This window comes from Chondromyces crocatus (assembly GCF_001189295.1).
GTDB classification, from domain to species: Bacteria; Myxococcota_A; Polyangia; order Polyangiales; family Polyangiaceae; genus Chondromyces; species Chondromyces crocatus.
Genome location: NZ_CP012159.1, coordinates 718676 through 740394, shown reverse-complemented (window position 1 = coordinate 740394; position 21719 = coordinate 718676). Strand labels below are relative to the sequence as shown.

Sequence of the window (21719 nt, the reverse complement as noted above, 5' to 3'; positions counted from 1 at the left end):
ACTTCCATGTGGCAGTCCCTACCTGAGTTCGGCACTGGGGTCCTCTACGCCATCCTCGTGGCGGCGGCGTACACCTTCGCGGTAGCGCTGGCAGCGGCCCGAGGACGCCCTCGTTTCCTGCAGGCCGCGCGCCTGGGTGCGTATGGGACCGTCACGCTGATCGGCCTTGGCGTCCTGGTACTCGCCTACGCGTTCGTGAGCCATGATTTCCGGCTCTCTTATGTCTCTCGGTATAGCGATCGCTCGATGAGCACGCCGTACCTGATTGCAGCCTTGTGGGGTGGCCAGGACGGCTCACTGCTCTGGTGGTTGTTCCTGACCGGTCTGTTTTCAGCGGGCTGCGTCACATGGCTCCGACACCGCTATCTGGAGCTACAGCCCTACGTGATCGCAACGCTCATGAGCATCCTCATGTTCTTTGCGATTCTCATGATCTTCGCAGCCAATCCGTTTTCCACGAATGTGGCTGGCGCACCCGTCGATGGAAACGGGCTGAACTTCCAGCTGCGCAACTTTTACATGATCATCCATCCCCCGAGCCTCTACATCGGGTTTACCAGCGCGGCGATTCCCTTCGCCTTCGCCATCGCTGCGCTCGCGACTGGACGCCTCGACAGTGAGTGGATTGTCGCAACCAGGAAATGGATGCTGTTTTCGTGGCTCTTCCTGTCGATCGGCAACGTGCTCGGGATGCTCTGGGCCTATGAGGAGCTCGGCTGGGGAGGACCCTGGGCATGGGATCCCGTGGAGAATGCTGCGTTCCTGCCGTGGTTGACGGCGAGCGCGTACGTGCACTCCACGATGATCCAGGAGCGCCGCGGGATGCTCAAGGTGTGGAACGTCTCGTTGATCTGCATGACGTTCTTCCTCACGATCTTCGGCACCTGGCTCACCCGCTCCGGCCTCATCGCCAGCGTGCACTCTTTTGCCCAGTCCGGCATCGGGATCTTCTTCGTTTACTTCATGGCGCTCATCCTGGCGACATGCGCAGCCTTGATCATCTATCGGCTTCCCGAGCTGCGGAGTCAGGGTCGCTTCGAGTCGGTTCTATCGCGCGAGACCGCCTTCCTCCTCAACAACTGGGGCCTCTTCAGCCTCATGGTCTTCATTGCTGCAGCGACGGTATGGCCACGCATCAGTGAGTGGCTGCTCGATCAGAAGTCGGCATTGGGCCCGACCTTCTACAATGCGTGGATCCCTCCTCTCGCCCTCACCGTGTTTCTTCTCATGGGGATCGCTCCCCTCCTCGGGTGGCGGAAGACCTCGCCAGAACTGTTCCGGAAGAGCTTCCGATGGCCGGTCCTGGTCATGGCGCTGGTGTCCGGTGCTCACGTCGCGCTGGGTGGCCGTATCGGCTTTCCTGCCTTCGTTCCTGTCGATCCGATCTATGACGGTACGCTGGGGCGGGTTCTGTCGAGCATGGCGTCGACGTATCCATTTTTGACGATCACCTTCGCGGCCTTCAATGTCACCGTCGTCGTACAGGAATTCGCCCGCGGTATCGCCGCACGCCAGAGACGCGGTGGTGAGACGATCTTCGGCTCACTTTACAACCTCGTATCGAAATCACGGCGACGCTACGGCGGTTACATCGTCCACGTCGGCATTGCGGTCATGTTCGTCGGCTTTGCGGGTCGTGCTTGGGGCGTCGACAAAGAGATCACGCTTCGGCCCGGTGAACAGGTGACCATCGAGGAGTACAGGCTCACGTACCAGGGGACCAGGATGGACGTCGATACAGAGAAGCGGATGCTCTTCGCTGATCTGGATGTAGAGCGTCATGGAAAAGCCGTGGGCCGCATCAGTCCTGCAAAGTTCATCTACAAGGCGGGCGACATGCCATCGAGCGAAGTTGCGCTTCATGTCACGCTCCGGAATGATCTCTATGTCGTCTTGGGCATGGCCAATCCTCAAGACAAGCGCGCCTCGTTTCAGCTCCATGTGAACAATCTGATCTCGTTCATGTGGGTCGGTGGGATCATCCTGGTGCTCGGGGCGCTGGTGTCCATGTGGCCCGAGGTCACCTTCGAGGAGGCTGGAGCATTTGCTTATGTGCGAGCGGCGGCCTCGGTGGGAGCGGCTGCGATATTCGGCCTGCTACTCGCGGGGGGTCCAGCCCTCGCCTACGACGGGTCGCCGGGCGCCGAGCGATGGCAATCGACGAGACGAGGCCTGATGGCTGTTCCCCTCCCCGAGCCTGACAGGGTGCTCGAGAGGCCGACCGTGTTGGATCGGAAGAACGACGCAGCGGTAGGTGAGGAAGCACCGGCAACGCCATGAGCACTCGACGAAGAATTCTTCAGGCCGTAGCCCTCATCCTCGCAGGGGTGCTCGGGCTTCTGGTGATGCTGCAGTCTCCCGAGCCAGCACATGGTCAAGGGGTGATGGCACGCTGGGGTACGGTCGGCATCGAGAACGAGAATGAGCGACAGCTGTTCTGGAGTCTTCTCTGTATGTGCGGTTGCCCGCGCGAGACACTCGGCACGTGTACTTGCGGTACAGCACATGCCATCCGTGACGAGCTCCGCGCTCAACTGGCTGACGGAAAGACGATTTCAGACATCCAGAACGCCTACGTCGATCGGTTCGGTCCCCAAGCGCTCGCGGTTCCACGGAACCAAGGCGCTTCCCGCATGCTGTATCTGGTCCCGCTCTTTGCCATGGCTCTTGGCGCGGCCCTTCTCGTGGTGACCTTGAGACGCTGGCGGCGCCGAGCCGACGAAGACCTCTCTGCACGCAATCTACGAGAGAGGACGTCTACTGCAAGCAAGCGCGATGAATATGACGACCGGCTCGACCAGGAGCTGGAAAAGCTCGACAGAGAATGAGCCGTAATAGAAAAGCTTCAGCCCCTGCTTCGCGCAACACCGAGTCGGTCGAGGAAAGCGAGCGCGCTCCCACGGCCTCGTCCACATCCGCGCGTCCGCGCAGAACATCCCTGGACGACCACGTGACGAAGGTTGCGAAGATCGCTTATCCGATCTTCGTATTTGGCGGTTGTCTCCTCACCGGCTACTTCGTCGGAACACCGCTGGCCGTGCTGGTCCTCGCGAGTGGTGCGTTGATCGGGGTCATCCTGCTGTTCTGGGCGAGCCTTCGTACCTTGCTCGGTGAGACCTCACTCAGCGGTGCCGATGCCTACGCCATCGGCGCTCCGCGGGCTGAAGAAGAGCAAAAGCAGGCGGTGTTGCGGGCCCTCAAAGATCTCGAGTTCGAACGCAGCGTCGGCAAGATCAGCGAAGAGGATTATCGCGAACTCGTCTCGAGGTTCCGTGCTGACGCCAAGCGGCTGTTGCGCATCCTCGATGAAGACTCGAGACCGAGGCGAGAGCAGGTTGAAGCGCTGGTTGCACAGCATCTGCGCCGTTCCGGACTTGATGGCGACGCAAAGCCGCAAACTTCGGGGGTCGAACCTGAGGAGAAGGACCTGTCGGGCTCACCACAAGGTCTGGCCTGCCTCCAATGCTCCGCGCTGAATGACACTGACGCGATCTTTTGCAAGAAGTGTGGTGCTCGGCAGACGGACGATGAAGTTCAATCAAGGACTGTCGACGAGCAAGATGAGACGAAACGAGCACCTGAGGAGGCGTCTTGACCAAGATGCGACGCTATGAGCAGGTCGCGGCGCTCCTGGTGCTGGGGTGCCTCACTCCCCTCGCCGTGTACGCACAGGGCTCGACGACAGGCAGTGGTCACACCGCGACCGCCGATGCGGGGGCAGCTGTCGGCGGTCGCGCGACCACAGATGCGGGGGCGGATGCAGGGGGTAGCGCAACGACACCGGCCGCCAGTTCACTGCCGCCAGGACACCCGCCAGTGTCTGGAGCACCGGCCGAACCAGCGATGCCATCAGGACACCCGCCGGTCCCAGCGACGGGTCGAGTGCATGGAGCTACGGGCGAGCAGGATTTCTTTGTCCCTCTCCCCAATGGAGCTGAAGAAGATGCTGCACTGCCAAAGGGGAGTCTGGTCGTCTCCATTCGCGATGCAGAAGACCGTCCGATCCCGGATGCCCCTATCCGACTCGATATCTTGCACAGCTCTGTCGCTCGCGGTGATTCTCGGGAGCGTCGGACAGCAATAGGGGACGCGACCGGCTCCGCTCGGTTCGAAGGGCTCAGTATCGGTTCTGGCGTATCGTATCGCGTCTCCACGACGCGAGGACCAGCCACGTTCTCCGCCTCTCCGTTCGCGCTGGGCGATCAGGTCGGCAAGCGCGCCATCGTGCACGCTTACGAGTCGACCACAGAACTCGATCGTGTGTTCGTTCTGTCACAAGGGACCATCTTCATTGCGCTCCGAGAGGATGCCATTGTCGTGGAGCAATCCATCACGCTGGGAAACCTCGACTCGACGGCCTGGCTCGCCGATTTCACCATCAAACTACCGCCTGGGTTCAAGGCCCTCAACAAGGAGGAGCCCACGTCAGATCTTCGGCTCGATGAGATTCATCAGGTCGGGATTGCTCTACGGGGAACCGTCGCTCCGGGGCGGCACGATCTCAGCTTTCGGTACAATGTGCCGCTCGACAAGAATGAGCGGCAGGCGCTCGTCATCGAAACGCCGCCCCGGCTCGCGCAGGCGCGTGTCATCGCTGAAGCGTCGAAGAACATGGGGTTGGAGGTCACCGGGTTTCCTGCGGCCCAGCGCACGCAACTTCAGAACGGGATGAAGGTGCTGTTCACGGAGCAGCGCGCTCAGCGTCAGAGTGGCGGGCTGAAGGCTCTGACCATCGCCCTGACTGGCCTCCCCACGCCGCCGTTCGGTCGGTGGATCGCGATAGGTCTCGCTGCAGTGGCCGTACTTGGAGCGTTGGGTGTGTTCTTGAGGAAAGAGGACGGACCCGCAGCCCTCGATCCACGAACTCGGCAGGATCTACTGGATGCACGTGACGCACTTCTGAATGAATTCGTGGAGCTGGAGCGGGCCCGCAACCGCGAGGATATCGGACCGAAAGCCTATTCAAGGGTACGAAGTGCTCTGCTCGAAGCGCTCACTCGAATCGTATCGATGGCCGAAGGTATCGATCCGACTCTCCCTGCAACTGGTGAACCCGCAAGCAAGCTAGAGACAGATACGAGGCGGAACAGAAGCAGCCGTCGAGAAAACCTTCGAGGGCGGTCAAGCACCAGCGACTCGGCCTGAAATGGCTTTGCTTGCCGGAGACGCGGCGAGTCCAGGGTGGATGAGGATCGCGGGTATCGCTGGGGCACCCTCTCTGCTTGGCATCGTTACCTGGTGTGCTTTGACCATTGCGGGGCCCACGGCACGTTGCCCAGTCGGCCTCACCTCGCTCGGCTCCAGATGCTGCGGGGAGGGTCAGCGCGTCGACAGCGAAGGGCGTTGTACAGGCGAGCCTCACCGTTGCTCACACGGCCTTCGCCTCACTCCAGCAGGTTGCATAGGAGAGAACGACCAAGTGAGCCTCGCCGGGGGGTTGCTCCGTCTTGCGCCAAGCGATTGGGAGGCACAAGGCACTGTCCGCTCCTATGAAGCGTGGGTTCCAGGATTCCACCTCGATCGTCTGGAGGTCAATGAGGCCCGATACACCCAGTGTGTCCTTGCGGGTTCCTGCCCTCAGCTTCCTCTACGAGGCGAGCCTGGTATTCCTGTGACCAGTATCACGCTGGATGAGGCCCAGAAATTTTGTCACTTCGCGGGAGGCGCACTCCCGTCGCGCGAACAATTCGTTCTGGCGGCGTCGGGACTCTCAGGACGCCGTTACCCGTGGGGTGACACAGGTGCAGTCTGTCGTCGTGCTTCGTACGGCCTCCGTGATGGCCCGTGCGCTCGGGGCACTTCAGGACCCGAACTGACCGGAGCGCGCCCAGATGGAGCATCGCCAGAAGGGGTACTCGATCTAGCCGGGAACGTGGCTGAATGGACCATCGTAACGGGAGCCAGCACGTCTGCAGGTCACGTCGTGGGTGGATCCTGGATGGACGAGAGTGCAACAGCCCTCCGTACGTGGCACGTACGGAGTGTCGAGGCGACAACGCGGTCGGATGACATCGGGTTCCGATGCGCTTACGCGGCCCGATGAACCTGTCCTTCGTCGCTTTGGCTGCGTTACATTCGTTCGCTACATGACTGTCGCGATCTTGTCCATTGGGACCGAACTCACACGAGGCGAGATCCTCGATACGAATGCCCATTGGTTGGCCGGTGAGCTCACCGCCGCCGGGTTCACAGTCACCGCCGCTGACACGGTGGATGACGACCTCGACCGCATTGTCACGTGCATTCAGCGCCTCCTCCGAACCCATCTCTTGGTGATCGCCACGGGCGGACTTGGCCCGACGACGGACGACCTCACCGCTGTCGCTGCCGCGCGGGCCCTCGGCGTCGACCTCGTTCGCAACGAGAGCGCACTCCTCGCGATTCGACAGCGAGTCGAATCCAGAGGAGCCATTCTGAACCCTGGCCATGAGAAGCAGGCAGATCTCCCGGCCAACGCCGAGGTTCTTCCCAACACGGCTGGAACGGCTCCCGGATTTTTGCTCACGGCGACAGGCGCCTCGATCGCCTTTCTTCCCGGTGTTCCACGCGAAATGAAGACCATGTTCACCGAACAGGTCCTCCCACGAATCCGCAGCCAGTCACCTTCGAATACGCATCAAATACGACTTCGAACATATGGCTATGGGGAATCGATCGTGGGGCAGCACCTCGCGGGACTCGAAACCCTCTATCCTGGCCTCACCGTGGGGTATCGCGTCCACTTCCCAGAGGTCGACGTGAAGGTTCACGTTCGGGCGACGACTCAGTCCGTCGCTCGTGATGTCGCTTGCGAGGCAGCGGTGGAAGTGCGTCGACGCCTTGGAGATGTCGTCTTCGGAGAAGGAGAGGAAGAGTTTCCAGAGATCGTCGGTCGCGCCATCAGCGCGCGAGGATGGCAGCTCGCTGTCGCCGAATCCTGCACTGGCGGCTTGCTCTCCCATCTCCTCACCTCGTTTCCTGCCAGCTCCTACTTCGTGGGGGGCGCGGTGACTTATGCGAACGATGCCAAAACTCGCCTTCTTGGCGTACCTGATCAGATGCTGCGCTCCCATGGCGCCGTCTCTGCCGAAGTAGCTATCGCCATGGCAGAAGGGGCTAGAAGGCTTCATCAGGTCGACGTTGCACTCGCAGTGACAGGAATTGCTGGGCCCAGCGGCGGTACCGCCACCAAGCCCGTTGGTTTGGTCCACTGGGCCATCGCTCACCCCGGTGGCACCTCGGCTCAGCACCGGATATTCCCGGGAGGTCGAGACGATGTACGGTATGGGGCTGCATACGCAGCCCTCGATCTCCTTCGCCGCACAGCGGTCAACCTCTCAGTCCGTTAGAAGCTCGCCGGAAGTTGGCCGCCTCCAGGCGCAGGCTCAGGTGGATGCCATCTTCGTGAAGATCAGTCGGTCTTCACGGCAGTCAATGGCCACCGTGTCACCCTGACGCAACTCCGAACTGAGTACGCGCTTCGCTAGTTCATCCTCGATATGACGCTGGATCGCCCGCTTTAGGGGGCGAGCTCCATACTGCGGGTCCCATCCCTGCTCGACGAGGAATCGCTTTGCAGCATCGGACACACTCAACTTGAGCGCACGACGTTCCAATCGTTTGCTCAGCAAATCCAGCTGGATCTCCACGATCCGCTCCATCTGATCCTGCCCCAGTCGACGGAAAACGATGAGATCGTCGAGTCGGTTCAGGAACTCTGGCCGAAAGTGCTTGCGCACCTCATCTAGGACAGCACGTCTTACCAGCTCACTCTTCTCGTCCGCATCAAGGTCTAGTTGATCCTCGATGTTCGCTGCCACCATGGTCCCCAAATTGGAGGTCAGAATCAGAATCGTGTTCTTGAAATCCACCGTGTTGCCCTGACCATCCGTCAGGCGGCCGTCATCCAACACCTGAAGCAGCACGTTCCACACATCCGCGTGGGCTTTCTCGATCTCGTCGAAGAGCACCACCGTGTACGGGCGGCGACGCACTGGCTCCGTGAGCTGACCACCTTCTTCGTAGCCGACGTAACCCGGAGGAGCGCCGATGAGTCGAGCCACGGCATGTCGTTCACCGTACTCACTCATATCGAGCCTCACCATCGCCCGCTCGTCGTCGAACAAGAACTCGGCCAGCGCCTTCGCCAGCTCGGTCTTTCCAACACCCGTGGGACCGAGGAAGACAAACGAGCCGATCGGTCGTCGTTCATCACCGAGGCCTGCGCGGCTGCGTCGGATGGCGTTTGCGACAGCTCGAAGCGCATCCTCCTGGCCTACGACACGCTTCCGCAGCTCATCCTCCAGCCGAAGGAGCTTCTGCATCTCGCTTTCGAGCATTTTCGAGACAGGGATACCCGTCCATTTCGAGACGACAGCCGCGATGTCCTCGTCGTTCACCTCCTCCTTCAGGTAGCTCCCCTTCCCTTGGACCTGGGCGAGGGTTTCGCGAAGTGTTTCGAGTTTTCTCTCTGTCTCCGGGATGCGGCCGTAATGAATTTCGGCCGCCTTACCAAGATCGCCAGTGCGCTTGTACCGCTCCTCTTCGATCCTCAGTTCTTCGATCTGTGGTTGCAGGCTTCGGATTTCGCCGATGACCTCTTTCTCTCGCATCCACTGTGCGCGCATCGCATCGCGTTGCGCCTGTAGATCGGCAACCTCCCGCTTGAGTTCCTCGAGTCGCGTCCGACTGTTCTTGTCGGTCTCTTTCGTGAGCGCCTGCTCCTCCATCTGCAACTTGAGCAAATTGCGCTCTACCTGATCGATAGGGGTCGGCAGACTGTCGATCTCCATTCGAATTCGCGATGCTGCCTCATCGACGAGATCGATCGCCTTGTCCGGCAAGAAGCGCTCGGTGATGTAGCGATTCGACAGCACGGCTGCAGCGACCAAGGCCGCGTCCTGGATGCGGATGCCGTGGTGAACTTCGTAGCGCTCTTTCAGCCCTCGGAGGATGGCTATCGTGTCTTCCACGGTAGGTTGCGAAACGAAGACCTGCTGGAAACGCCGCTCCAGCGCAGCATCTTTCTCGATACGTTTACGATACTCGTCGAGAGTAGTTGCTCCGATACAGCGCAGCTCGCCGCGCGCGAGGGCTGGCTTCAGCATATTTGCGGCGTCCATCGCTCCCTCCGCGGCACCCGCGCCGACAAGGGTGTGGAGTTCATCGATGAACAGGATGATCTTGCCCTGCGCCGCCTCGATCTCTTTCAAGACCGCCTTGAGCCTGTCCTCGAACTCCCCTCGGAACTTGGACCCGGCGACCATTGCTGCCAGATCCAATGCGGCCAGTTGCTTGTCCTTGAGGCTCTCGGGAACATCGCCAGCCACGATCCGTTGCGCGAGCCCCTCGACGATCGCCGTCTTGCCCACACCCGGCTCACCGATGAGCACGGGGTTGTTCTTGGTACGGCGCGACAGCACCTGCATCACTCGACGGATCTCTTCGTCTCGCCCGATGACCGGATCGATCTTCCCTTGCCGCGCTAGCTTCGTCAGGTCCTTGGTGTACTTCTCGAGCGCCTGGAACTTCCCTTCAGGATCCCGATCAGTCACCCGCTGGCTTCCGCGAATGGAAGCCAGCGCCGCCAGGATCTTGTCGTGGCTCAGCCCCGATCGCTCGAATAGCTGCTGCGCTTCGCGGTCGACCTTCACCGCTGCGAGCAAGAGGTGCTCGGTCGAGATGAAGTCATCCTTGAGGGTTTTGGCTTCGTCCTCCGCCCTCTGGAGCACCGCGAGCGCACGTCGAGCGAGGTTCGGCTCGGCTCCGCCGCTCACCTGAGGGTAGCTGTCTATCCTGCTGTCGAGCTGACGCACCACGGCAGAGGGCTCAGCTCCTGCTTTCTGTAGCAGGGGTCCGACGACTCCCCCTTCTTGCTCGATCAGGACCCGAAGCAGGTGCTCCGGGTAGAGTTCGGGATTCCCTCGCCGACTGGCGAGATCTACCGCCGCGCGCACGGCTTCCTGGGCTTTGGTCGTCATCCGGTCGATTCGCATGGCACGCTCAAGCTAAGGCGGGTGTGCCGCCTCGCAAGGGCTTGCCGGAGCAAGCCTCCTGCCAATGCGTTCGACCTGGCCTGTGGACCAGGCGTGGAGGTCAGATGTCCAGGTTCTTCACGTGGAGTGCATTTTGCTCGATGAACTGACGTCGAGGCTCCACCTGGTCCCCCATGAGAATGGTGAACAGCTCATCGGTCTTCACCACATCATCGATGCGTACCTGGAGCAGAGTTCTGGCATCGGGGTTCATCGTCGTCTCCCAGAGCTCATCAGCGTTCATCTCGCCAAGACCCTTGTAGCGGCTGATGTTGATCCCCTTGCGGCCTCTCTCTTCCAGGAAATCGCTGAGCGCTTCACCGTCGAGGATCTCCTGCTCGAAACCAGCGCCCTTCGCTCGGTAGGGAGCTGCCCCGACCGAACGGAGGTCGTTCTCGATGGAGAGTGCCTCCTGGTACTCGGGCGAATCGAGCAGGTTCCAATCGATGACACTCTTCCTTGCGCTGGCTCCAGCGCGGGGCTGGATCTCGATACGACTCGTCCCGTGCTCGCTGTCGTGAGGCGTGGAAACCGTGAGTGGAAACATGTCCGGATAGCGCCGCTCGAGATAACCGTGCAGCTGTGAGGCAGCGGAGGCGACCTTCGCCGCGTCCCTCAGATCTTCGCGCGCGAGAGCACTCGACCGTAGCACCGCCGCAACCATCCGCGCATCGCAGCGCTTGTCCAGGTTGGACAGCACAGCCTTGAAGCGCTTCAAGCCTTGGGCCAGTCGGTAGAGTGGCTGTCCTGCCGTCGTTCGGTTGTCTGCCGAGAGAAGCTCGAGCCCTTCGACGGCATTGTTCACCAGGTACTCATCGAGGGCAGCTTGGTCCTTCAGGTACAGATCGCGCTTCCCCTTGCGGACTCGATAGAGCGGAGGTTGCGCGATGTACAGGTAACCGTTCGTCATGATGTCGCGCATCTGGCGAAAGAAGAAGGTGAGCAACAGGGTCCTGATGTGCGAACCGTCGACATCGGCGTCTGTCATCAAGATGATCTTGTGATAGCGCAGCTTGTCGATTTCGAACCCACCAGCTTCGTTGATTCCGCATCCCAGCGCGGTGATCAACGTCCCGACTTCCGCAGAGCTCAGCATTTTGTCGAGGCGCGCGCGCTCGACGTTCAAGATCTTTCCCCTCAGGGGGAGTATGGCCTGGAAATGCCGGTCACGGCCTTGCTTCGCGCTGCCGCCCGCGCTCTCCCCCTCGACGATGTACAGCTCGCTCTTCTCCGGATCCTTCGACTGACAATCCGAGAGCTTGCCCGAAAGAGACGTGACATCGAGGGTCCCCTTCCTGATCACCTCGCGCGCCTTGCGCGCTGCCTCGCGGGCTTTGGCCGCAACGACGGCTTTCTCTATGATCTTCCGGGCGTTTTGAGGATTTTCCTCGAAATATTGCGCGAGCTTTTCATTGACGATGCTCTCGACGATCCCCTTCACCTCGCTCGAGACGAGTTTGGACTTGGTCTGAGAGTCGAAGGAGGGATCCGGATGCTTCACGCTGAGCACGCAGGTGAGCCCCTCCCTGACGTCTTCTCCTTGGAGACCCTGCTTCAGGTCCTTGAAGTGATTCTGCGCGGCGCCGTAGTTGTTGATTGTCTTGGTCAATGCCGCGCGGAGTCCCGTCAAATGGGTACCGCCGTCCTTGTTGTGGACATTGTTCGTGTAGCAAAAGATGGACTCTTGATAGGAAGAGTTCCACTGCAGAGCCACCTCGACGGTGATCGGAGGACCCAGGCGTCCACTGTCCCCCGCGCCCTCTTGCTGAGCGACGAAATCGACGACCTCATCGTGGACCGGCTCCTTCGTCTTGTTGAGCAGCGCCACGAACTCGCCGATCCCTCCCTTGTACTCGTAGAGTTCACTCTTCCCTTCAGGCCGCTGATCCTCGAGATGAATGCGCAACCCTGCATTCAAGAATGCCAGTTCTCGCAGACGGCTGGCGAGGACGTCGAAGCTGAAGTCCGTGGTCGAGAAGATGAGCGTATCGGGCTTGAACGTGATCTTGGTGCCAGTCTTGTCGGTCTCACCAATCGCTTTGAGTCGATCTTTCGGAGCGCCTCGCTCGTACTCCTGGAACCAGACCTTGCCCTCGCGTTTGACTTCGAGTTTCAGCGTCTCCGAGACAGCGTTCACTGCGCTCACGCCCACGCCATGGAGCCCAGCGGAGACCTTGTAGCTCGAGTTGTCGAACTTTCCCCCAGCGTGGAGGACGGTCATTACGAGTTCTGCCGCGCTGACGCCCTTCGTATGCATTCCGACGGGAATGCCCCGGCCATTGTCTTCGACGGATACCGAGCCATCGAAGTGGACGGTGATGTGGATCTCGGTGCACGCCCCCGCGAGATGCTCATCGACTGCGTTGTCGACCACTTCCCAGACCAGGTGGTGAAGCCCGGACCCATCATGAACATCACCGATGTACATTCCGGGGCGCTTGCGCACGGCTTCGAGCCCCTCGAGCGCGGTGATGCTGTTCGCATCATACGCGGTGGGCGGGGGTGGTACGGCCGGCTGGGAATGAGCTGTGGTGTCGATCATCGTAGTCCTGTGGGGCACTGGTCGAGGTGGCCCCGCGATCTGCTGAGGCTTCCAGGGAGCACCTCGCGGCCTGGTTGAGCCCCATGGAAGGCTGTGAGCATGTACGGGTCATCCCCGTACAGCTGGCCTGCCAGCATCTCAACCCGTCGCGTGTATGCGGCCCTTGAAGCCCCGCCAGAGGCTTGAAAATCTAGCCGAAATGGGCTGATCGGGCAAGGTACTCACCCTCGCCGAGCGCCTGTCTGCGCAGCGCGAGTGGCGCCAGGGCGTTCGGTCGCTTTCACGATCCCTGGCGCGGAGGAGTGCCCAGGATCACGCCGCCATCGATGTGGAAATCTCGTCGCTCGGCCGAGTTCATTCGGGGGGTGACGATGAGTTCGGGACGAGTGGTCGTCAGGAACAGCTGACCCCGGGTCAGACCGAGGTATGTCATCAGCGCTTCGGTCCGCTCTCGGTCTAGCTCGCTCGAGACGTCATCGAACAAGAGGACGGGCTCGACACGCCGGGCATTACGGATGGCAGCAGTCTCGGCCACCTTGAGCGCCAGCGTCAGTGCCCGGTGCTGCCCTTGGGACGCCACCAGCCGGACCGGATGTCCATCCAGCGCGAGATCCACGTCGTCTTTGTGGGGACCAAAAGAGGCCGTCGGGCGGCGAGCGTCACGGCTTCGTGCGTCCCGTAGTGCCACACGAGCCACCTCGACGTCCTGGCTGCCGCCAGCTGCATAGTTCACGGAGAGCGAGAGCTCTGGGGCAGCGATACTCGCGAAGGCCTCGATCAGCTCTGGCATGAGGGCGTCCACGGCCGCGGCCCGAGCGCGGGTCACGGCAGCGCCGTGTCTTGCGCAGAGTTCCTCGTAGGCTTCCAGCTCGTCGAGGCGTCCTGCCTGGCCGTGCTGAAGAATTTCCTGCCGTGCACGAAGGGCGGTCTCATAACGCCGCCGGTGGTCACCGCTGCTCGGGCTCATGAAGAGGGCCAGTCGGTCCAGAAGCACCCGTCGTCCACTGGCCGGCCCCGTCGTCAGCGTCATCTCATTCGGATGAAATGCGACCACGGGTGAGAGGGTGGCAAAGCTGGCCAGCGAGGAGGGACGGTTCCCGTCGACCAGCACCACACAGCGCTTTCCCTCGATCGACGCCACCTGTTCTCGCGACAGTGGCTCGGTTCCTTCATGAGTCTGCACGAACCGCGCGCGAGAACTCCCGATCCTGCTGCCATGCGTAACGAGGTCCCCCATCCGGTGGGTGCGGAAGCTTCTCGACGTCGCAGCAAAGTAGATCGCCTCGAGCAAGCTCGTCTTCCCCTGCCCGTTGCTGCCCGAGATGACATTCAAGCGGGGGGAGGGTTCGAACTCGACGTGCTCGAGATTCCTCAGCGAGCGGACGATGAGACGTGCCAAGAACAAGCTCGGCGCTGCAGCCTCGTCACTGGAGAGAACGTCAGGCGTGGCCTGCTGGCGGTCTCCCGAAGCTGAAGGGGAGTCGCTCAAATGCGCATCGGCATGATGACGGCGACGTAGCTTTGTTCATTCGACTCGTTGCCAGCCTTGATGACGGCGGGATCGAGTTCTCCGGAGATGCCGAGGATTACCTCTTCATCGTCGACGCCGTTGAGAACATCGAGGAAGTACTTCGCATTGAACCCGATGGTCAGCTCGGGACCATCGTAGTCGACGCTCAGCTCATCGAAGGCATTGCCCGTATCCGGGCTTTCGCTGGTGATCCGAAGCGAACCGCTGGTGACGGTGACCTTCACACCACCGGTTCGATCGCTCGCGGCAAGGGAGATCGCCTTCAAGGCATCGGCCAGCGCAGCACGAGGAGCTCGGATGGACCGCTCCGTCATGGCAGGGATGACCTGCTGGTAGGGGGGGAACTGTGCGTCCACCAGCTTCACCGAGAACTGTGTCCCCGCGATCATGAAGAAAGCGTTCGGTCCGCTTTGCGTGATGCTCACGACTGGCGCGTCCTTCTCGGCCCGCGCCTCGTCAGCCAGGCGACGCAGCTCGTGGATCGCCTTGAGGGGGATGAGCATCGTCGCCGTCGCGGAGCTCCCCGACACCGTGGCCTCCATCTTGGAGAGGCGATGCCCGTCGGTCGTCACCATCCTCACGCGATCGCCCGACCACTCGAACAGCGCGCTGTTGACGTGCGCCCGCGTCTCGTCCGTCGAGATCGAGAAGTGGGTCCGGGCAATGAGCAGCGCCAGGAGGTCGACCGGAAGCTCCAGCCGCGGGGCGTCCTCGGCGGCCGTGGGAAGCTGGGGGAACTCGGCGCCTGGTATCCCCGGCAGGGTGTAGCGCCTGGGGCTGCCCACGGCCTTGATGGTCGTCTGCGCGCCCTCGGTGGTGGTCACGTGCAACAGCCCATCTGGCATCGCTTTGATGCGCTCGAGCAGATCACGGGCCGGGACGGCCACGGAGCCGGCCGTTTTGACCTGCGAGCCGAGGTGACCGGTCACCCCGAGGTACAGATCGGTTGCCGAGACCCAGAGCGTGTTGGCATCCGCCGAGAGAAGGACGTTCGCGAGGGCTGGCATCGCGCTCTTCTTGTCCGCCACTCCCTGGCAACGGCTGACGAGGCGGAGGAGGTCTTTCTTGGGGATCTCAAGGTCCATGGGCGGCTCCGGAGCCCGCACCCTTTAGCAGGGTTAGCGCCCGGTGGTGCGGCTGAAATGCAGGCGCTGAGAGGCATTGCTCTGGCTTCTTCTTCTCTCTCTCAGAAGTAGATGATCTTTAGGGTCTTCGTAGTAGGCCCTGTGGAGGATGGGGAAAAGTCGAAATAGGAAAAGGAAACGATGAGTTGCCAGGTTTCCCCCTGAGGACAAACGGAGGTCGAGATCCAGGACGGAGGGTGGGCAAGGGGAGCAAGCCGGTGTGATGAGGACTCTTCCTCACTCTGCCCCCAGGTCTTTACCTGTACTTTTCCCCAAGGTTTCCCCTGAGAAGTGTCTGGGAGACTCCCGAGAAGAGTGCCAGGTCTGACCCGCGCCCAACCTTTCCTGGCAGGGGGTCCAGTCGCCCTGCCGCGACGATCAAGGGCTGTGTTTTCAGTGGCCTTCGAACGGCGTATGACAGAAGGTACACACCCTTGGGCTTGGTCCGATGCCTCCACTGCAGCCGCCTGCACGACTCAGAGGCATTCGTGTGCCCGGTTACAGGTATTCCTCTCGAACCAGAGGCGAACCGTCTCCGTCGGTCTCCCCCAGGGACGGGTCAGCCAACCTCACCCGCGCCCCCAGACCCTCAGCGTTACCCTCACGCCTCTGCACCTCAGGCCGGAACGGCAATCCCGAGGCCCGGTCCCACATCCAGCCCGCGTCCGAGCCTCCCCGCGCGCGTCGTACCGCCGGCGCCCCCCCCTCCGGGACCTTCAGTGTCAGCGCCGTCCCCGCTGAGTTCCGGAAGTCCGGCGCGCGCTCTCGGAAATCCTCTCGCTGGACGCCCCTCTGCGACGCCAGCGCGACCTCCCCTGGCTGGCCAGGCCCGACCTGGTCCATCCGCATTGCCGGGACAGACGCCTTCGCATGATCCTCGGCCTCCCTCCGTCCCCAGGCCGCCCACTGGTCAGCCGGCTGTCTCCAGGCCGTCGATCGGTCACGAGGAGGCGGCGGGCCCCAGTTCGGTCAGGGGGGCGACGCTGGCCCGGCAGTTCGGGACAGCGGGTGCGCCACCGCGACCGTTTCCACCGCCCCCGATGATCCCGGGTCGTGCACGCCTTCCCTCCACGCCTGATGATGCTCCTGCCTCGACACGAGGACCAGCAAGTGGCGCAGAGGGACGCAGTACCGCGCGCACGCTCTCTGCTCCTGCTCCTGGCGCCCCTGCTTCCTCGCGGGCTGCCTCCCCCCTCACCGATGCAGCTGGACCGGCGTCTGTTCGCGACGCGGCTCCTCCGTCCGCGAGTCCCCGCTCCGCCAGAGGCTCCCACCCCTTCCTACCGGAATCGGCACGCGGCGCCGCCATACCACCCGCTACGGTTCCCCGTCCGCCTGGCGCCTACGGGCTCGCGTCCCCCTCCGCCCGTCCCGCTGACGCCTCGGCTGGCGCATCGTCTCCTGTCCCCGCGATCACGCAGGATGCCCTGGCCCGACCGAGCACGGGGTCCGAGATCGGGAAACGAAGCGAGCTGGTGGGTCAGATCATCAGCGACAAGTACCGCGTCCGCGCCGTCATCGGCGAGGGAGGGATGGGGTCGGTCTTCGAAGCGGAGCACATGCACATCGGCCGCCTCGTCGCCGTCAAAGTGCTCCACCCCAAGGAGGCCGAAAAGAAGGAGGCCATCTCACGGCTCGAACACGAAGCGCGTATTGCAGGCCGCATCGGTCATCCGAACATCTGCGAGGTCTACGACATCGGCCGGCTCCCTGACGGGAGTCCCTACCTCGTGATGGAGCGTCTGCACGGCGAGACCCTTGCGCAACGAATCCAGAATGGCGGCCCGTTGAACCCTTACGAGGCCGCCGACATGATGCTGCAGGTGCTCTCGGCACTCGTCGCAGCGCACCAGCGTGATGTGGTCCATCGCGACCTGAAGCCCGAGAACATCTTCCTCTCCCAGCGCGCCGGGATGCTTCCTCTCGCGAAGATCCTCGACTTTGGCATCTCCAAGCTCGTCGGGGTGGAAGACACCGCCATGGACCTGACCCAGCCAGGCATGGTGATGGGGACGCCCTACTACATGGCGCCCGAACAGGCGCGAGGTGATCGCCAGATCGATCACCGCGTGGATCTCTGGGCGACCGGAGTCATCCTCTACGAATCGCTGACGGGCCAGCGGCCGTTCGTCGCCCGAAACTACAATGCCCTCCTCGTCCAGATCCTGACGGCGTGGCACAGGCCAGTCCACGAACTGAATCCCAGCGTGCCCCACCGCATGGCGAAGCTCGTGGACAAAGCCCTCGCCAAAGGCCGCGAAGAGCGCTTCCAGAGCGCCACGGAGTTCCTCGAAGGGATCAGGAAGTTCAAGCGCCGCCTCTCCTCGAGCATCCCTGCTCCCCGAGTCACGACGCGGCCTGATCCGAAGATCCGTGTCCATGAAATCGCAGACGAGAACACCGATGACGGCACCATCGTGTTCGCTCGAGTCCAGGACGCCCGCGAGATCGTCGTTGCCGAGCGCGACGCGAGGGGTCGACCCATTTCCCCTTCTCCCTTCGAGAATCCCTCCCCGCGCCCTCAGAGGTCTGCCCCCGCGCGCCCCGCGCCTCCCGCGCCCTCCGCTCCGCCGGTCGTTCCACCCCCTGCCCCCACCTTTGGCAGCCCCCCTCCCCTCAGCCACGAGCAACGCTCAGCGGCCCCTCCCTCGAGCCGTGCCCCTGCTTCCGTGCCACGCGTGATCGAGGATCCCACCACGATTCCGGGCGATGGCCCGATCATCGAAGAAGAGTCCACGATGGTCGACCCGCCGAACTTCCAGGACGACAGTGTCACCATGGTTCGGCGTGATCCCATCTCACGACGCGACCGCAGCTGAGCCCATGCGCAGCCTCGGCGCAGCTCCGCCCATCCAGCGGGTCATGGTCCGTGGTCTCGTCAAAACCTTCGGCAGCACGGTCGCGCTCCGTGGGGTCAACGCCACCATCGAAGCTGCGCGGCTCACCCGCATCGAAGGCGCGAACGGCTCGGGCAAGTCCACCCTCCTTGGCATCGTGGGGACCGTGATCCGTCCCACGTCGGGGGCTGTCACCTACGAGCCTTTCGGCGACGACCGGGAGATGGCTCGTGCCTCGATCGGCTGGCTATCGCATGAGTCGCTCGCCTATCCCGATCTCACGGGGCGCCAGAACATCGAGCTCGCCGCCCGAATGCATGGTCTACCCACCCAGGATGCCTGGCAAGAAGCAGAAGAGCGCTTCGAACTTGGCAAGTTCGCCCTTCGACCCCTGCGCACCTGCTCCCGCGGGCAACGCCAGCGGCTCGCTCTCGCCCGTGCTCTCGTTCACCATCCCTCGCTCATCCTCCTCGATGAGCCGACCACGGGCCTTGATGCCGCCAGCGTCTCCCGACTGCTCCTGCTGATCCAGGCCGAGGTGGACCGTGGCGCCGCTGTCGTCGTCGTCTCCCATGAGCCTGATCTTTTTGGTGCGAGCGACGCTGCGCGTCTGGTCCTCGACCGTGGGCGCATCGTCCCGCAGGCGTAGTCCAGCGTTCCTCGCGCCACCTGATGTGCCACCACCTGGTCATTCGGAAGGGCGGGCAAACCACCTGCGCTCCGTGACAGCGCTGCATCGACGCGCGTCTGGCTGATGTCGTATCCGACAGTTGCTGGGCGACCGGGGCCCTGACGTCATCGCTTCAGAGTTTCGCGGCCGTGCTCACCAGCATTCCCCAATGCCTCTGGGTTCTTTGTCTCATCCGCTTTCGGCGTTCGGTCGTTTTGAGCCGCGAAGCGATCACCAGGACGCTCGGTCGCACTTCCCGATCGAGGGCCAGACCTCGCGTGGCCCGACGGTTGGTGCTTCGCCGCCCGTTCGTCACCGAGATGATGAGGGGCAACTCGGCACAGGTCGCGTCTGCAGGGACCTTGGACAGGGCCGCCCGCTCACGAGCGCTCACCTCGTGGCGATCGTAGGCAGTCCAGAATCTGCCCAGCGAAGTTCGACCGAAGGCCTGCTTCTTCAGACATCCTCGGCTCACCTGGGCCAGCTCATCAGGACGCTGCCTCACCCAGGCCACCCATCGCATGCGGGCCCGGCCGCGCGACACGACCCTCAACCGACCCCCCCCCGAGGGGCCGCCTGACTCGGCTCAAGCCGACGCAGCGTCATGGTGTCGGCGGGAGGCCTCCAGCAGCGCGATGAGCTTCTCCGTTGCCTTCCGCGTCTCCCTATCGTCCACAGCTCCGCGCGGCATCATCACGCCATCCTGGATCAACCCCAGCGTCTGAAGCTCGCCGACGTTGATCCCTGTCGAGGCGTCCCGCTGTGACGGTTCATTCAGTACGACGACGGGTAGCGGCAGCTCCGGCGCGAGGGTTCGAAGGGCGAGCAGGCAAGCGGCAACCTCATGCAAAATGCCCAGCCGATCCAACCCCACCAGGATGAGCCCATCACCCTCCAGGGCCTTGATCATGTCCAGGTTGGTCAGCTGTCGACCCAGGGGGGAAAGCAGCGCTCCCGCTGTCTCTATCACCTCCAGGGATGCCCCTTGCGTCCCCACCCACGAAAGCACCTGGTCGAGCTCGATCGAAACGCCGAGTTCCCTCGCTGCGAGGTGGGGCGATACGGCGGGCTCGAACCGAAAGGGTGCCTCGGACGCCCGGACGACACTCACTTGAGCCAAGCGATCCGCATCACTCCACGTATTTGCCACGATCCCGGATTCGACCGGCTTCATCCCACAGACAGGTTCACCTCGAGCGGCCAGAGCAGCCACCAGGGCTACCCCCACATGGGTCTTCCCCACCTCCGTGCCAGTTCCAGCGATGACGATGCGCCACGGGGGTGTTTCACGTGAAACGTTCATGCCCGTCCAGCCTACCAGCGCGACGGTCAGCGACCGTCACCGACTTCTCCCGAAGCAGGCCAATGTTCTCCTGCCTCGAACCTGCAGACGTCAACACTCTGTCGACGCTCAGCAAGGCACAAGCGTCAGAACCCGCCCACGGGCGAGCTCAGACCGTGCCCGTCCTTCTAGCGAAGAAGTCCCCCGAACACATGAAGCGCGTGCTCGATCGCCTGGCTGGTATGACACGCGGTCGCGGTGATGCGGAGCCTCGAGCTACCTTGCGGTACGGTCGGCGGCCGGATGGGTTGAACGAGAATCGACGCTGCAGCAAGTCGCCGCGACAGGGCGACTGCCGCTCCTGGAGTATCCAGGAGCCAGGGAAGGATGGGCGCATTCGACGTGACCGGAATGGGCGCGCCAAGCTTCCTCAACCCGTCCCGCAGCTGATCGTAAGTCGCATGCAGTCGACGTCGGCCTGCATCATCAGCGGCGGCGCGACCTACACGATCGACGACTGCCGAAGCGAGAAAAGGGCTGATACCCGTGCTGAAGACGAAGCTCCGGGCGCGATTCCAGAGCCACGTCCGGAGCGCGGTCGAGCCGGCAACGAACGCTCCATGCAGTCCGAGCGCCTTGCCCAGCGTGCCGATGCGCACGTCCGCGCGAACCCCCTGGTGGGCGCACAGCCCCGCGCCAGCAGGTCCGACCACACCCAGCGCGTGCGCCTCATCGACCAGCAACGCGGCATCGTGGGCATCACAGAGGGAGCGAAGCGCATGCAGATCGGGACGGTCACCATCCATGCTGAAGATGGCCTCGGTGACGACCCATCGACGTCGAGACGACCCCGCATTCCTCAGCGCGGTCTCCACGGCCTCGAGGTTCAGATGAGGGACGACGACGACTGCGGCACGAGACAGCCGGCACCCATCGATGATGGACGCATGGTTGAGCGCGTCGGAGATGATGACGTCGCCGGGGCCAGGCAACGATGACAGGAGGCCCACGTTGGCGGCATACCCCGAGGAAAACAGCAGCGCGGCCTCCGTACCAAGCCAGTCCGCGATGGCCCGCTCAGCCTCCAGATGCGTCGCGTGGTTGCCGCTGACGAGACGAGAGGCACCAGCACCCCCTGCGACGGCAGCGTCCACAGCACCCCACGGGAGAGACGCGTACCCCAGGTAGTCGTTCGAACAGAGAACGAGCGCGCCGGGTGGTGGTGGAGCATTCGAGGGGTCGCGCAGCAGATCGCTGCGCTCCAGTGCGGCGAGGTCCTCGGTCAGATGGCGCAGTGGATCGAGCACCATCACGAGCCCCCGGGAGCAGGCGTGTCACCAGCCGGCGTCGTCCCGGGGAGAGCGGCCAGCGTGGCGTCGACCCGCGAGAGGATGCGCCCGAAAGCTTCTCGCGCACGACCCAGGAGGCGAGCAGAGCGCGCGCGTTCTTCTTCGAGGTCGTGAGCGAGAGCCATCGCCGCGAGGAGCATCGACTGAGGGCTGAGCGGACGACCTGGGGCCGAGAGCGCGGCCAGTTTTTGATCCACCATGGCCGCGAGGCGCTGCAGCTCCTCATCGCTGGCAGACGTCACCACGCGGTACGTCGTGCCTCCAAGGCGAAGCTGCACAGTGCGGCGGCCCATGACAGGGGCGACGGTATCACGACACTGGCGAGAGGTTACGCGTCCAGGTCGATCAACTGTGCAGATCGAATTGAACGC

At 62.8% G+C, this 21719-nt stretch carries 15 protein-coding genes; 8 read left to right on the top strand and 7 right to left on the bottom strand.

Translation table 11 applies throughout. The annotated features are described in order from the left end of the window. Positions 1 to 6 precede the first annotated feature (6 nt). The 6 genes from CMC5_RS02750 (at position 7) to CMC5_RS41925 (ending at position 7328) form a co-directional block, all read left to right on the top strand. Complete coding sequence (locus CMC5_RS02750) at positions 7 to 2280, top strand: heme lyase CcmF/NrfE family subunit (protein ID WP_082362185.1); 2274 nt, start codon at positions 7 to 9, stop codon at positions 2278 to 2280. Then, on the top strand, positions 2277 to 2828 hold the full coding sequence (locus tag CMC5_RS02745; protein ID WP_050428955.1) for a cytochrome c-type biogenesis protein: 552 nt from the start codon (positions 2277 to 2279) through the stop codon (positions 2826 to 2828). Before CMC5_RS02750 ends, CMC5_RS02745 begins: the two co-directional genes overlap by 4 nt. 122 nt (positions 2829 to 2950) lie before the next feature. After that, a complete protein-coding gene (locus CMC5_RS02740; protein WP_050428954.1) occupies positions 2951 to 3595 on the top strand; it encodes a hypothetical protein in 645 nt (214 codons plus the stop codon). A 722-nt stretch (positions 3596 to 4317) separates the two neighbouring features. Next, positions 4318 to 5145: a hypothetical protein gene (locus CMC5_RS02730; RefSeq protein WP_218920222.1), complete on the top strand. Its 828-nt coding sequence runs from the start codon at positions 4318 to 4320 to the stop codon at positions 5143 to 5145. 1 nt (position 5146) lies between these two features. Continuing rightward, positions 5147 to 6043 carry a formylglycine-generating enzyme family protein gene (locus CMC5_RS41930; protein ID WP_342673922.1) on the top strand — a complete coding sequence of 299 codons (897 nt, stop codon included), beginning with the start codon at positions 5147 to 5149 and terminating at the stop codon, positions 6041 to 6043. Between the two features lie 43 nt (positions 6044 to 6086). Beyond that, positions 6087 to 7328, top strand: coding sequence for a CinA family nicotinamide mononucleotide deamidase-related protein (locus CMC5_RS41925; protein ID WP_082362184.1), 1242 nt, complete (start codon positions 6087 to 6089; stop codon positions 7326 to 7328). Between the two features lie 36 nt (positions 7329 to 7364). Here CMC5_RS41925 and clpB read toward each other — a convergent pair whose 3' ends face one another. The 4 genes from clpB to dnaN form a co-directional block, all read right to left on the bottom strand. Further along, positions 7365 to 9974, bottom strand: coding sequence for an ATP-dependent chaperone ClpB (clpB, locus tag CMC5_RS02720; RefSeq protein ID WP_050428950.1), 2610 nt, complete (start codon positions 9972 to 9974; stop codon positions 7365 to 7367). 100 nt (positions 9975 to 10074) lie between these two features. Then, on the bottom strand, positions 10075 to 12555 hold the full coding sequence (gene gyrB, locus CMC5_RS02715) for a DNA topoisomerase (ATP-hydrolyzing) subunit B (RefSeq protein ID WP_050428949.1): 2481 nt from the start codon (positions 12553 to 12555) through the stop codon (positions 10075 to 10077). 280 nt (positions 12556 to 12835) lie between these two features. Continuing rightward, positions 12836 to 13954 carry a DNA replication/repair protein RecF gene (gene recF / locus CMC5_RS02710; RefSeq protein ID WP_245678252.1) on the bottom strand — a complete coding sequence of 373 codons (1119 nt, stop codon included), beginning with the start codon at positions 13952 to 13954 and terminating at the stop codon, positions 12836 to 12838. 86 nt (positions 13955 to 14040) lie between these two features. Then, positions 14041 to 15171, bottom strand: a complete 1131-nt coding sequence (gene dnaN / locus CMC5_RS02705) for a DNA polymerase III subunit beta (RefSeq protein WP_050428947.1) — start codon at positions 15169 to 15171, stop codon at positions 14041 to 14043. A gap of 1514 nt (positions 15172 to 16685) precedes the next feature. On the opposite strand from dnaN, the gene CMC5_RS02695 reads away from it, so the two are divergent. Both CMC5_RS02695 and CMC5_RS02690 read left to right on the top strand, forming a co-directional pair. After that, positions 16686 to 18029: a serine/threonine-protein kinase gene (locus tag CMC5_RS02695; RefSeq protein WP_050428945.1), complete on the top strand. Its 1344-nt coding sequence runs from the start codon at positions 16686 to 16688 to the stop codon at positions 18027 to 18029. Positions 18030 to 18033: 4 nt separating this feature from the next. Further along, positions 18034 to 18696, top strand: a complete 663-nt coding sequence (locus tag CMC5_RS02690; protein WP_050428944.1) for an ABC transporter ATP-binding protein — start codon at positions 18034 to 18036, stop codon at positions 18694 to 18696. Positions 18697 to 19303: 607 nt separating this feature from the next. Here CMC5_RS02690 and bioD read toward each other — a convergent pair. From bioD to CMC5_RS02670, 3 genes are all read right to left on the bottom strand, one after another. Beyond that, complete coding sequence (gene bioD / locus CMC5_RS02680) at positions 19304 to 20020, bottom strand: ATP-dependent dethiobiotin synthetase BioD (protein WP_245678251.1); 717 nt, start codon at positions 20018 to 20020, stop codon at positions 19304 to 19306. A gap of 167 nt (positions 20021 to 20187) precedes the next feature. Next, positions 20188 to 21309: an aminotransferase class I/II-fold pyridoxal phosphate-dependent enzyme gene (locus CMC5_RS02675; protein WP_050435673.1), complete on the bottom strand. Its 1122-nt coding sequence runs from the start codon at positions 21307 to 21309 to the stop codon at positions 20188 to 20190. Then, entirely contained in the window at positions 21309 to 21641 is a 333-nt protein-coding gene (locus tag CMC5_RS02670; protein ID WP_050428941.1) for a cell division protein ZapA, read from the bottom strand. Before CMC5_RS02670 ends, CMC5_RS02675 begins: the two co-directional genes overlap by 1 nt. Positions 21642 to 21719: the final 78 nt, after the last annotated feature.